Origin of the sequence: Streptosporangium sp. CA-135522 (genome assembly GCF_050949235.1) — a bacterium.
Taxonomy (GTDB): domain Bacteria; phylum Actinomycetota; class Actinomycetes; order Streptosporangiales; family Streptosporangiaceae; genus Streptosporangium.
The window spans coordinates 3127891-3140512 of the sequence record NZ_CP192026.1 but is presented as its reverse complement, the minus strand read 5'-3'; the positions used below and the strand labels follow the sequence as shown (position 1 = coordinate 3140512).

Below are 12622 nucleotides of genomic sequence, written 5' to 3'. Positions count from 1 at the left end.
CGCCGTCCCCCACGAGAGGTCTCGTGGGGGACGGCGGCGGAGCGGATCAGAGACCGGCGGCGGTGCGCAGGGCGTCGGCGCGGTCGGTGGACTCCCAGGAGAAGTCGGAGCGACCGAAGTGCCCGTAGGCGGAGGTCGCCGAGTAGATCGGGCGCAGCAGGTCGAGATCACGGATGATCGCGGCCGGACGCAGGTCGAAGACCTCGGTCACGGCCTGCTGGATCTTCTCGATCTCCACCTTCTCGGTGCCGAAGGTCTCGACGAAGACGCCGACCGGGTGTGCCTTGCCGATGGCGTAGGCGACCTGGACCTCGGCGCGGTCGGCCAGGCCGGCGGCCACGATGTTCTTGGCGACCCAGCGCATCGCGTAGGCGGCCGAACGGTCCACCTTGGACGGGTCCTTGCCGGAGAAGGCACCGCCACCGTGGCGGGCCATGCCGCCGTAGGTGTCGACGATGATCTTGCGGCCGGTCAGGCCGGCGTCGCCCATCGGGCCGCCGATCTCGAAGCGGCCGGTCGGGTTGACCAGCAGGCGGTAGCCCTCGGTGGCGATCTCCAGGCCGGCGAGCACCGGGTCGACCACGTGCTCCTTGATGTCCGGAGCGAGCATCTCCTTGAGGTCGATCTCGGCCGCGTGCTGGGTGGAGACCACCACGGTGTCGAGACGGACCGGGCGGTCGCCGTCGTACTCGATGGTGACCTGGGTCTTGCCGTCGGGGCGCAGGTAGGGGACGGTGCCGTCCTTGCGGACCTGGGACAGGCGCTCGGCCAGGCGGTGCGCCAGCTGGATCGGCAGCGGCATCAGCTCGGGGGTCTCCCGGCAGGCGTAGCCGAACATCAGGCCCTGGTCGCCGGCGCCCTGGCGGTCGAGCTCGTCGGCGTCCTCGCCCTCACGGGCCTCGTAGGCGTCGTCGACGCCCTGGGCGATGTCGGGCGACTGCGCGCCGATGGACACCGACACGCCGCAGGAGGCGCCGTCGAAGCCCTTGTGAGAGGCGTCGTAGCCGATCTCGAGGATCTTCTCCCGGATGAGACCGGGGATGTCGACGTAGGTCTCCGTCGTCACCTCTCCGGCGACGTGGACCTGACCGGTGGTGATCAGCGTCTCGACCGCGACGCGGCTCTTGGGGTCACCCTTGAGCATGGCGTCGAGAATCGCGTCACTGATCTGGTCGGCGATCTTGTCCGGGTGGCCCTCGGTGACCGACTCGGAGGTGAACAGGCGACGGGACAAGTCAGTGGCTCCTCATGCAGCGGCTGCTGGCGTCTGGGGGCTCTGGCATCGACGTGACACCAGTAGCGCTGAGCCGAAGTCTAGCCGTACCCGGAGCAGCGTCGCGAAACCACATCGTGTCCAATTTGGGCGCGTCGTGTTGGTTTGAACCATGTGGCCGGGGCGCACGCCCGGTGCGGCCGGTACAGGGAGGACCCGCCCAGCCGGGCCGATCAGGGCGAAAACCACACCCGGGGAGGTCAGCGCCGCGTCGTACTCCCTGGCCGCGACGATCGGCAGGCCCACCCAGTCGGCGTGCCGCAACTCGGGTTCGATCGTGGTCGCGGCCACCGAGTCGAGCTGCGCGCCGGACAGCGGGAAGGCCGCGTCGGCGGAGACGGCGTAGCGGCCGTCCACGGTGGAGACCGCCAGCAGGAGGTCGAGCCGGCCCAGACCGCTGAGCCGTGCCGTCCTCGCGGCCCAGTCGGTCGCGCTCAGGCCTGAGAAGCCGCGCACGTAGACGACATACAGGCGCACCCCGTGGTGGGCCCGCAGCTTCGCGACGGCCGCCTCGACCTCGGCCCGGCGGCCGTCCAGCACACCCACCCGATCGGTCACCGGCGCGGAGACCGCGGCCGGCGGCTCGGCGCGCACCACGGGCCCGGCGGGAAGCTCCCGCGACAGCCCCCAGGAGAGCAGCGTCAAGGTCAGCGCGGCCAGAACGCGAACGATGTGCAGCACCGGCAGCCCCCCGCCGTCCCCGGCCCCGGCCCGCGGACCGGCCGATCCCCAGACGACCCTCGTAGGCCCGAGCGACCCGCGTACGTACTCGCCACACTATGAGGTCACAGATGGGGCAGCGGATCGGGGGGCAGCGTCTCGGGCGCGAAGACCTCGGCGTCCGCGGCGCACACCACCGCCGCGTACTCCTCGTCGATCTCGAACACCATGCCGCCGAGCTCGATGGCCGCGCCCGCGGAGAACTCCACCGGGCCGAGCCGCGTGCGGCGCGCGTGGGTGGCGTAGACGGAGGTCGGCGCGTCCTGGTCGAAGAACTTGGTGGACAACACGGAGATCGACCGGTCGGTGACCACGATGAGGAAGGTCGCCATCCCCGGCGAGCCCACCGACAGGGCGGGCAGGACGTAGCGCATGTCCTCCCCCGGGGGAAGCAGGGCGCGGCAACGGGCCCTGACGGCGGCGGGGACCGGCATGGTCAGTTCCCTTCAGGCGGCGATGTCCCGGGGCGCTCCGGACGCAGTATCCGCCGCGAGGACGGCTTCGGCAAGCGGATCAGGTGAGCCGTCGGGCGACGAGATCCCAGACCACGTCGGCGAGGTCCTCCTTGGGACCGCGCGGGATCTCCACCGGCTCTCCGCCCGCGACCAGGACGACCGCCGCGTTGTCCGGCGTGCCGAAGGCAAGATTCTCGCCCACCTGGTTGACGACGAGCAGATCGCAGCCCTTGCGGGCGAGTTTGGCCTGCCCGTTGGCGAGGACGTCGTCGGTCTCGGCCGCGAATCCCACGATCACCGACGGGTACGGTTTGAGCCCCTCCCGGCGCCGGTCGCCCAACTCGGCGAGGACGTCGGGATTTTTCACCAAATGGATGGGGTCGGGCTCCGCCGAGGTCTTCTTGATCTTCGAGTCGCTCTGCGCCAGGGGCCGGAAGTCGGCGACGGCGGCGGCCATGACCACGGCGTCGGCGTTCTCCACCGCCTCCAACACGGCGGCGCGCAACTCGACGGCCGACTCCACCCGGATCACCGTGACCCCTGCCGGATCGGGCAGGGAGACGTTCGCGCTCACCAGGGTGACCTCGGCGCCGCGGGCGACGGCGGTGCGGGCCAGCGCGTATCCCTGCAGACCAGAGGAACGGTTTCCGATGAAACGGACCGGATCGATGGCCTCGCGGGTGCCTCCGGCGGAGATCACCAGGCGGCGGCCGGCCAGGTCGGCCGGACGTCCGGACAGGACCCGGCGGCAGACCTCGAAGATCTCCTTGGGATCGGGCAGCCGGCCGCGGCCGGTGTCGGCACCGGTCAGGCGGCCCACGGCGGGGTCGATGACGATCGCACCGCGCTCCCGAAGCGTGGCCACGTTGGCCCGGGTCGCGGGATGCTCCCACATCTCCGTGTGCATCGCCGGAGCGAACACCACCGGGCATCGAGCGGTGAGCAGCGTGTTGGTGAGCAGGTCGCCGGCCAGCCCGTGGGCGGCCTTGGCGAGCACGTCGGCGGTGGCGGGGGCGACCACCACCAGGTCGGCGCCCTGCCCGATCCGGACGTGGGGCACCTCGTGCACCGAATCCCAGACGTCGGCCGCCACCGGGTTGCCGGACAGGGCCGCCCAGGTCGGCTCGCCGACGAAGCGCAGCGCCTCCCGGGTCGGGACGACACGGACGTCGTGACCGGACTCGGTGAACAGGCGAAGCAGCTCGCAGGCCTTGTAGGCGGCGATGCCCGCGCTCACACCGAGGACGACGGCGGGCTGGTCGCCCGGCACCGCCCGCTCTCCGGACCGGCCGGTCGCCGCGTCCTCGCCAGGCGTCCGCATCGGTGGGACTAGCCCTCGATCGGCTCGGAGGTGAGCAGACCCTCGCTGACCTCGCGCAGCGCGATGGACAGCGGCTTCTCCTGCGCGTGGGTCTCCACGAGCGGGCCGACGTATTCCAGCAGGCCCTCGCCGAGCTGGGAGTAGTAGGCGTTGATCTGCCGCGCGCGCTTCGAGCCGAAGATCACGAGACTGTACTTGCTGTCGACGATGTCGAGCAGCGCGTCGATCGACGGGTTGGTGATGCCTTCGGAGTAGGCGGCGTTCGTTGCCACGTTGTGATTTCCCCTAGCTAGGTGAACGACCGGGGCTCGAAGCCTCGGGAGCATCAGCCAGTAAGGCTATCAGCCGATGACATACATCCTGGACGGACGTGTTCACAAGAGTCAGGTCGAACTCCTGCTCGGCCGCCATCTCGACGCGTCCCGCCGCGAGGCGGCGGGCGATGACGTCCTCGGGCTCGGTGCCCCTGCCGCGCAGGCGCTTTTCCAGCTCCTCCCAGGTCGGGGGGGCCAGGAAGATCAGCATCGCCTCGGGCATGCTCGCCCGGACCTGGCGCGCGCCCTGAAGGTCGATCTCCAGCAGCGTGGGCACCCCGGCGGCGAGCTTGTCGAGCACCGGACCGCGCGGCGTGCCGTACCTGTTGCCGGCGAACTCGGCCCATTCCAGCAGCTCACCGGAGGCGGCCAGCCGGTCGAACTCGTCGTCGTCGGCGAAGAAGTATTCCACCCCGTGGGTCTCCCCCGGCCGGGGCTTCCTGGTGGTCACCGAGACCGACAGCCACACCTCGGGGTGTGCCCGCCGAAGCTCGGCGACGACCGTGGACTTTCCGACGCCTGACGGCCCTGAGAGGACCGTCAGGCGGTTGCCGGTGGGCCCGGTGAAGGCTCGCGCCGCCTCCGGGCCTGCGACCGGGGAGGTGAAGCCACCGGACCCGCTCTCAGCGGTTGCCTCCGAGACCCGACTCTCATCGGGCCACGACGTTCCGGTCACTCCAAACCCCCCGTGATGCCATCCCCGCGGATGCGGGGTGAGCGTGTTCTTACTGAACCGAGACTAGCTCTCGGCACCGCCGAACTCACGCTCGAGCGAAGCGCGCTGGTTGGCGCCCAGACCCCGCACGCGGCGGGACTCTGCGATGCCAAGGCGTTCCATCAGCTGCTTGGCGCGGACCTTGCCCACGCCGGGGAGCGACTCCAGAAGAGCCGACACCTTCATCTTGCCGATGACGTCGTCGGCCTGCCCGTCTTTGAGCACCTCAGCCAGAGAGATCGCGCCGTGCTTCAGGCGATTCTTAACCTCGGCACGCTCTCGGCGGGCCTTGGCAGCCTTCTCTAGGGCTGCGGCGCGCTGCTCAGGGGTAAGGGGAGGAAGAGCCACGCCGGGTCACCTCGAATTTCCTGTCGATGTACTCGGACGGGAAGGGAAACTAGCTGGTCATGACGCTTCAAGCAACGTCAAGACCAGTTTCTTCCCTTAGAAAATCTACTTCGTCACTTTGTGTATCCGCAATGTTGCCCAGTGTCGATGAAACTGCGCTCACCGCCGTGTTTTCAGCGACTTGCGTCACACCCCGCGCCCGCTGTCGGCGAGAGTGCGTCGCAGCGCCGCGGCGATGCCCGCGGCGGTCGCACCCGGGTCGGCCGAACCGGTGATCGGGCGCCCGATCACCAGAAGATCGGCCCCGTCGGCGAAAGCCCGCTCGGGAGTCGCTACTCTGGCTTGATCCTGACTCTCGGCGCCGGCGGGGCGGACGCCGGGAGTGATCAGGGTGATGTCCGGCCCGACCTCTGCCCGCACCGCGGCGACCTCACGGGGTGAGCACACGAGGGCCTGGGCGCCCGCGCCGACGGCCATGACCGCCAGGCGGCGCACGGCGGCGTCGGGGGGACCCGCGACACCGATGCGCTCCAGGTCGGCCTCGGAGAGCGACGTGAGCACCGTCACGGCCGCGATCTTGGTGGCGGGCAGGGCCTCCACGGCCGCGCCGATCATCGCGGGGCCGCCGGCCGCGTGGACGGTCAGGATGGCGGGCTTGAGTCGCGCGACGGCCCTGGCCGCGCCCGCGACGGTGTTGGGGATGTCGTGCAGCTTCAGGTCGAGGAACACCTGCACGCCACTCGCCCCGCGGACCGAGGCGATCACCTCGGGGCCGTAGCGGAGGTAGAGTTCGAGTCCGACCTTGACGGTGCTGACATGTGGCGTCACCAGGCTCGCCCAGTGGGCCGCGGTCTCCAGGTCGGGTGCGTCCAGGGCGACGGCGATGGGTGCGGGCGTCACAGGGAACTCTCCTCCAGGTCTATCCGGTGCCGGGTGGGCGCCCCCGGCGGGCGATGGGCCAGCCCGACCGCGTCGGCCAGCCGGTGGAACCCCCGGGCCGCCAGGAGCTCCTCGAGCTCGCGCAGGATGCGCAGGCAGGCGTAGGGGTCGTGGAACAGCGCCGTGCCCACGGCGACGACGCAGGCGCCGGCGAGGACGAGCTCGAAGGCGTCCCTGCCCGTCAGCACACCGCCCATGCCGATGATCGGCACGCTGGGCAGCGCGGCATGGACCTGCCACACGCAGCGTACGGCCAGCGGCCGGATGGCCGGTCCGGACAGCCCGCCGGTGACCGCCGCCAGGGAGGGACGCATGGCCTCGGTGTCGATGCTCATGCCGAGCGGGTTGTTGATCATCGACAGCGCGTCGGCGCCGCCGTCCACGCACGCGCGGGCGACGCTCACGATGTCCACCACGTCCGGGGAGAGCTTGGCCACCACGGGCACGTCGTAGCGCATCACCGAGCGCACCGAGGCGATCACCTCGGCCGAGGCGGCCCCGTCGCGCGCGAAGACCCGGCCCCGGTCCTCGATGTTGGGACAGGACAGGTTGACCTCCACGGCGCTCACCCCGGGGGCGTCGGTGAGCCTGCGGGCCAGCGCGGTGTACTCGGCCACGGTGCCTCCGCCGATGGAGACCACCGTCCTGATGTTGCGCTGGGCCAGCCAGGGCAGCTCGCGCTCCAGGAAGGCGTCCACGCCCGGCCCCTGGAGGCCGACGGCGTTGAGCATGCCCGAGGGCGTCTCGGCCATCCTGGGGGTCGGACGGCCCGCCCTGGGGGCCATCGTGATCGACCGCGTGGTCAGCGCGCCGATCCGGCCCAGGTCGAAGAACTGGGCCAGCTCCGAGCCCGACGCGGCGCATCCGGCGGCCGTGGTGATCGGATTGACCAGCTCCACGTGCCCCAGGTACGTCCGCATGTCAACCGACATTCCGCGATCCCCCACCGGGCGCTCCGAGCGCGTCGAACGGGATCGTTCCCACGTCGTCGAAGCGGACGCGCTCGCCCCGGAAGACCGGTCCTTCGACGCACGAGCGCACCATCCGGGTCACCCCGTCGTCACCGATGACCGGCAGCACGCACGTCATGCACACCCCGACCCCGCATGCCATCCGCTCCTCCACGGCCACCTGGACCGGGATGTCGAACTCGACCGCCACGGCGGTGACGCCGCGCAGCATGGGCATCGGACCGCAGGCGTAGACCGCGTCGGCCCGGGCGTCGGCGATCACACCGGGCAGCACGTCGGTCACCCGGCCGCGCAGCCCCAGGGAGCCGTCCTCGGTGGTCAGCGTGGTCGTCTCCCCCATCCGGCGGGCGCGCAGCGCGCCGAACACCCGGTCGGCCGAGGCGGCGCCGAGCACGAAGTCGACGCGGCAGCCACGTTGCTGGAGCGCGTCGGCCACGGCGAACAACGTCGCCGAGCCGTACTCGCCGCCGACCAGGACGCAGGTCACCGGGTCGCGCGGCAGCGGGAACGGGCGGCCGAGCGGTCCGACCAGGTCCAGCGTGTCGCGGGCGCGGCGCTCGGCCAGCCACGCCGTTCCCGGGCCGCGCACGGTGAAGACGAACTCCACCGTGCCGCCGTAGTCGGGTTTGACGTCGTGGACGGAGAAGGCCCGGCGCGTCAGCATCGAGGTATGCGCCCCGCCGACGGCCACCGCGACGAAATGGCCGGGCCGGAATCGCTCGGCGATGCCGGGCGCGACCACGGTCAGCGCATGGTAGGCGTCGACCCGGCGCGTCGTCAGCACCGTGCCCGTCACCTGTACCGGAGTAACAGGCGTCTCCCTCACCTCCGCCCGGGCATCAGCCCCTCAGCCGCCGTGCCCACGGTCGCGTTCGGCTCCTCACTCACTCCGCGGACGGCTCATTCCTCGCCGGCCACTGCGCTCGCTCGTCCCCTCAACCGCCGTGCCCACGGTCGCGTTCGGCTCCTCACTCACTCCGCGGACGGCTCATTCCTCGCCGGCCACTGCGCTCGCTCGTCCCCTCAACCGCCGTGCCCACGGTCGCGTTCGGCTCCTCACTCACTCCGCGGACGGCTCATTCCTCGCCGGCCACTGCGCTCGCTCGTCCCCTCAACCGCTCCGCGTGCTCCTGGAGCGACCGTACGCCGATGTCGTCGCGGACCACGGCCTGGATGCCCTGGACGGCCGCGGCGAGTCCCTGGACGGTCGTGATGCAGGGGATGCCCCGCAGCACCGCGGCGGTGCGGATCTCGTAGCCGTCCAGCCGCGGCCCGGACTGGCCGGGGCTGCCGAAGGGCGTGTTCACGATGAGATCCACCTCACCATCCAGGATGCGACGGCCGATGGTCGGCTCACCCTCGGGGCCCGTTCCTTCACTCTGCTTTCGCACGATCTTGGCATGGACGCCGTTACGGCGCAGCACCTCGGCCGTTCCCTCGGTGGCCAGAATCTCGAAACCGAGGTCCGCGAGAGCCTTGACCGGGAAGATCATCGCACGCTTGTCCCGGTTGGCCACCGAAACGAACGCCCGCCCCTTGGTCGGCAGCGAGCCGTAGGCGGCGGCCTGCGACTTGGCGTAGGCCGTGCCGAAGAACTCGTCGATGCCCATGACCTCGCCGGTGGAGCGCATCTCCGGGCCCAGCACGATGTCCACGCCCCGGAACCGGTTGAACGGCAGCACCGCCTCCTTGACGGCGATGGGCGCGTCCAGCGGCATGGTGCCGCCGTCGCCCTCGGCCGGGAGCATGCCCTCGGCTCGCAGCTCGGCCACCGTGGCGCCCATCATCACCCGGGCCGCCGCCTTGGCCAGCGGCACGGCCGTGGCCTTGGAGACGAACGGCACCGTACGGCTGGCACGCGGGTTGGCCTCCAGCACGTAGAGGATGTTGGCCGACATGGCGTACTGCACGTTGAGCAGCCCGCGCACGCCCACGCCGCGGGCGATGGCCTCGGTGGCGGCGCGGATGCGCTTGATGTCGTAGCTGCCGAGCGTCATCGGGGGCAGCGAGCACGCCGAGTCGCCCGAGTGGATGCCGGCCTCCTCGATGTGCTCCATCACGCCGCCGAGGTAGAGCTCCTCACCGTCGAACAACGCGTCCACGTCGATCTCGACGGCCTCGTCGAGGAACTTGTCCACCAGCACCGGATGGTGGCTGGCCGCGCCGGCCTTGGACATGTAGGTGATCAGCGTCTCGTCGTCGTAGACGATGGCCATGCCCGCCCCGCCCAGGACGTAGGAGGGCCGTACCAGAACCGGGTAGCCGATCTCCTCGGCGATCGCCAGGGCCTCCTCCACGGTCACCGCGGTGCCGTGCTTGGGCGCGGGCAGCCCGGCCTCGGCCAGGACGCGGCCGAAGGCGCCGCGTTCCTCGGCCAGGTGGATCGACTCCGGCGAGGTGCCGACGATCGGGACGCCGGCGTCCTTGAGGGCCTGGGCCAGGCCGAGCGGGGTCTGGCCGCCGAGCTGGACGATGACGCCGGCGACCGGGCCGGTCTGCTGCTCGGCGTGGACGACCTCCAGGACGTCCTCCAGCGTGAGCGGCTCGAAGTAGAGCCGATCGGAGGTGTCGTAGTCGGTGGAGACCGTCTCCGGGTTGCAGTTGACCATGACGGTCTCGTAGCCGGCCGCCGACAGCTCGAAGGAGGCGTGCACGCAGGCGTAGTCGAACTCGATGCCCTGACCGATCCGGTTCGGCCCCGAGCCGAGGATGAGGACCTTGGGCCGGTCGCCGTAGGGGACCTCGGTCTCCTCGTCGTAGGTGGAGTAGAGGTAGGGCGTGCGCGCGGCGAACTCGGCGGCGCAGGTGTCGACGGTGTTGTAGACCGGCCGGACGCCCAGGGCGTGGCGCAGGTCGCGGACCCGAGGCTCGGTCATGTCGCGCAGCTCGGCGATCTGCACGTCGCTGAAGCCGTACCGCTTGGCCCGGATCAACACCTCGGCGGTGAGCTGGGGAGCCTGGCGCAGTTCGGCGGCGACCTCGTCGATGGCGAACAGCTGGTCCAGGAACCACGGGTCGACCGCGGTGGCCTCGAACAGCTCCGCGGACGTGGCTCCGGCGCGGATGGCCCGCTGCATGGTGGACAGGCGGCCGTCGTGCGGGGTGCGGCAGGCCGTCAGAAGCTCGTCCTTGTCGCCCGGCTCGCCCGCCCAGGTGAAGGCGGCGCCCTTCTTCTCCAGCGAGCGCAGCGCCTTCTGCAGGGCCTCGGGGAAGGAGCGGCCGATGGCCATGGCCTCGCCGACCGACTTCATGTGGGTCGTCAGGGTCTGGTCGGCGCCGGCGAACTTCTCGAAGGCGAAGCGCGGCACCTTGACCACGATGTAGTCGAGCGAAGGCTCGAACGACGCCGGGGTCTCCTTGGTGATGTCGTTGGGGATCTCGTCCAGGGTGTAGCCGATGGCGAGCTTGGCGGCGATCTTCGCGATCGGGAAGCCGGTCGCCTTGGAGGCCAGGGCGCTGGAGCGGGAGACGCGCGGGTTCATCTCGATGACGACCATGCGGCCGGTGCCCGGGTCGACGGCGAACTGGATGTTGCAGCCGCCGGTGTCCACGCCGACCTCGCGGATGACCGCGATGGCGACGTCGCGCATGTTCTGGTATTCGCGGTCGGTGAGCGTCAGGGCGGGGGCCACGGTGACGCTGTCGCCGGTGTGCACGCCCATCGGGTCGATGTTCTCGATGGAGCAGACGATGACGACGTTGTCGGCCCTGTCGCGCATGACCTCCAGCTCGTACTCCTTCCAGCCGAGGATGGACTCCTCCAGGAGCACCTCGGTGGTCGGCGAGGCGTCCAGGCCCGCTCCGGCGATGCGGCGCAGGCCCTCCTCGTCGTGGGCGAAGCCGGAGCCGACGCCGCCCATGGTGAAGGAGGGGCGCACCACCAGCGGGTAGCCCAGCTCGCCGGCGGCGGCCAGGCACTCGTCCAGGGTGTGGCAGACGAACGAGCGGGCCGAGTCGGCGTTGAGGCCGCGCTCGGCGGCGACCTTGGCCACGATGCCCTTGAACAGCTCGCGGTTCTCGCCCGCCTGGATGGCGTCCACGTCGGCGCCGATCAGCTCGACGTCGTATTTGGCCAGGACGCCGGCCTCGTGCAGGGCGATCGCGGTGTTGAGCGCGGTCTGTCCGCCCAGAGTGGGCAGCAGCGCGTCGGGGCGCTCCTTGGCGATGATCTTCTCGACGATGTCCGGGGTGATCGGCTCGACGTAGGTGGCGTCGGCGAACTCGGGGTCCGTCATGATCGTCGCCGGGTTGCTGTTGACGAGGATCACGCGGAAACCCTCGGCGCGCAGCACTCGGCAGGCCTGAGTGCCCGAGTAGTCGAACTCGCAGGCCTGCCCGATCACGATCGGCCCGGAGCCGATCACCATGACCGACTGGATGTCCGTACGCTTAGGCACCCTTGCTTCCCTCCGTGTCGGCGCCCGGCTCCTCGCCCGCGGCCCGTCCTCTCGCCGATTCCATCAGCGCGCAGAACTCGTCGAAGAGGCCGGCGGAGTCGTGCGGACCGGCCGCGGCCTCGGGGTGGTACTGGACGCTGAACGCGGGGCGGTCGACCAGCCGCAGCCCCTCGACGCAGTCGTCGTTGAGGTTGACGTGGCTGACCTCCGCCGGGCCGTACGGCGTGTCGAAGCTCCCCTCCAGGGGAGCCTGTACGGCGAAGCCGTGATTGTGCGCGGAGATCTCCACCTTGCCGGTGCGCCGGTCCTGGACCGGCTGGTTGACCCCGCGGTGGCCGTAGCGCAGCTTGTAGGTGCCCAGACCCAGGGCGCGGCCGAAGATCTGGTTGCCGAAGCAGATGCCGAAGAACGGCGTGCCCGTCTCCAGGATGCCGCGAAGCGCTTCGACCGGTCCGTCGGCGGTGGCCGGGTCGCCGGGGCCGTTGGAGAAGAACACCCCGTCCGGGTTGAGCGCGAGGATGTCGGCGGCGGTGCTGGAGGCCGGCAGGACGTGCACCTCGCAGCCGCGCTCGGCCATCCGGTGCGGGGTCATGGACTTGATGCCGAGGTCGACGGCCGCCACGGTGAACCGCTTGGCGCCGATGGCCGGTACGACGTAGGACCGCGCGGTGGAGACCGCCTCTGCCAGGTCGGCGCCTTCCATCGCGGGGCTGCGCCGGACGCGCTCCAGGAGCTCCTCGACCGGGGCGAGGGCCTCGCCGGAGAAGACCCCGGCCCGCATGGCGCCCCGCTCCCGCAGGTGACGGGTGAGCGCGCGGGTGCCGGCGATGGCGATGCCGACGACGCCCTGCTCCCTGAGGTAGTCGTCGAGGGAGCGGTTGGCGCGCCAGTTGGAGGAGACGCGCGCGGGCTCGCGGACCACGTAGCCGGAGACCCATACGCGCGAGGACTCGGGGTCCTCGTCGTTGACCCCGGTATTACCGATGTGCGGCGCGGTCATGGCGACGATCTGGCGGTGGTAGGAGGGGTCGGTGAGCGTCTCCTGGTAGCCGGTCATCCCGGTGTTGAAGACCATCTCACCGAAGGTCTCACCCTCGGCGCCGTAGGGAATCCCATGGAAGACGCGGCCGTCTTCCAGCACTAGCACTGCGGTCACTCAAACACCCCGA

General features: G+C 70.8%; 12 protein-coding genes. All 12 read right to left on the bottom strand.

Annotation, left to right across the window (positions count from 1 at the left end; all coding sequences use genetic code 11):
• Positions 1-46: 46 nt before the first annotated feature.
• Entirely contained in the window at positions 47-1234 is a 1188-nt protein-coding gene (gene metK, locus ACQPYK_RS14885) for a methionine adenosyltransferase (RefSeq protein WP_433255487.1), read from the bottom strand.
• A gap of 12 nt (positions 1235-1246) precedes the next feature.
• Positions 1247-1954 (bottom strand): TPM domain-containing protein, encoded by a 708-nt coding sequence (locus ACQPYK_RS14880; protein WP_433255484.1) that lies wholly within the window; start codon positions 1952-1954, stop codon positions 1247-1249.
• 104 nt (positions 1955-2058) lie between these two features.
• Complete coding sequence (locus ACQPYK_RS14875) at positions 2059-2427, bottom strand: hypothetical protein (RefSeq protein WP_433255482.1); 369 nt, start codon at positions 2425-2427, stop codon at positions 2059-2061.
• Between the two features lie 79 nt (positions 2428-2506).
• A complete protein-coding gene (gene coaBC, locus ACQPYK_RS14870) occupies positions 2507-3769 on the bottom strand; it encodes a bifunctional phosphopantothenoylcysteine decarboxylase/phosphopantothenate--cysteine ligase CoaBC (RefSeq protein ID WP_433255479.1) in 1263 nt (420 codons plus the stop codon).
• An 8-nt stretch (positions 3770-3777) separates the two neighbouring features.
• Positions 3778-4041: a DNA-directed RNA polymerase subunit omega gene (rpoZ, locus tag ACQPYK_RS14865; protein WP_012889517.1), complete on the bottom strand. Its 264-nt coding sequence runs from the start codon at positions 4039-4041 to the stop codon at positions 3778-3780.
• A gap of 13 nt (positions 4042-4054) precedes the next feature.
• Positions 4055-4627: a guanylate kinase gene (gmk, locus tag ACQPYK_RS14860; protein ID WP_433258801.1), complete on the bottom strand. Its 573-nt coding sequence runs from the start codon at positions 4625-4627 to the stop codon at positions 4055-4057.
• A gap of 195 nt (positions 4628-4822) precedes the next feature.
• Positions 4823-5146 carry an integration host factor, actinobacterial type gene (gene mihF, locus ACQPYK_RS14855; RefSeq protein WP_012889515.1) on the bottom strand — a complete coding sequence of 108 codons (324 nt, stop codon included), beginning with the start codon at positions 5144-5146 and terminating at the stop codon, positions 4823-4825.
• 186 nt (positions 5147-5332) lie between these two features.
• Positions 5333-6046, bottom strand: a complete 714-nt coding sequence (gene pyrF / locus ACQPYK_RS14850; protein ID WP_433255475.1) for an orotidine-5'-phosphate decarboxylase — start codon at positions 6044-6046, stop codon at positions 5333-5335.
• Positions 6043-7017, bottom strand: a complete 975-nt coding sequence (locus ACQPYK_RS14845; RefSeq protein WP_433255472.1) for a dihydroorotate dehydrogenase — start codon at positions 7015-7017, stop codon at positions 6043-6045. Before ACQPYK_RS14845 ends, pyrF begins: the two co-directional genes overlap by 4 nt.
• Positions 7007-7852: a dihydroorotate dehydrogenase electron transfer subunit gene (locus tag ACQPYK_RS14840; protein WP_433255470.1), complete on the bottom strand. Its 846-nt coding sequence runs from the start codon at positions 7850-7852 to the stop codon at positions 7007-7009. The genes ACQPYK_RS14845 and ACQPYK_RS14840 overlap by 11 nt, the downstream gene beginning before the upstream one ends.
• Before the next feature lie 280 nt (positions 7853-8132).
• A complete protein-coding gene (gene carB, locus ACQPYK_RS14835; protein WP_433255467.1) occupies positions 8133-11453 on the bottom strand; it encodes a carbamoyl-phosphate synthase large subunit in 3321 nt (1106 codons plus the stop codon).
• On the bottom strand, positions 11446-12609 hold the full coding sequence (carA, locus tag ACQPYK_RS14830; protein ID WP_433255464.1) for a glutamine-hydrolyzing carbamoyl-phosphate synthase small subunit: 1164 nt from the start codon (positions 12607-12609) through the stop codon (positions 11446-11448). Before carA ends, carB begins: the two co-directional genes overlap by 8 nt.
• Positions 12610-12622 lie beyond the last annotated feature (13 nt).

Bases quoted from the DNA above. Each gene is read 5' to 3' on its own strand.
- ACQPYK_RS14845 (WP_433255472.1), bottom strand. From the start codon at position 7,017: ATGTCGGTTGACATGCGGACGTACCTGGGGCACGTGGAGCTGGTCAAT.
- ACQPYK_RS14875 (WP_433255482.1), bottom strand. From the start codon at position 2,427: ATGCCGGTCCCCGCCGCCGTCAGGGCCCGTTGCCGCGCCCTGCTTCCC.
- coaBC (WP_433255479.1), bottom strand. From the start codon at position 3,769: ATGCGGACGCCTGGCGAGGACGCGGCGACCGGCCGGTCCGGAGAGCGG.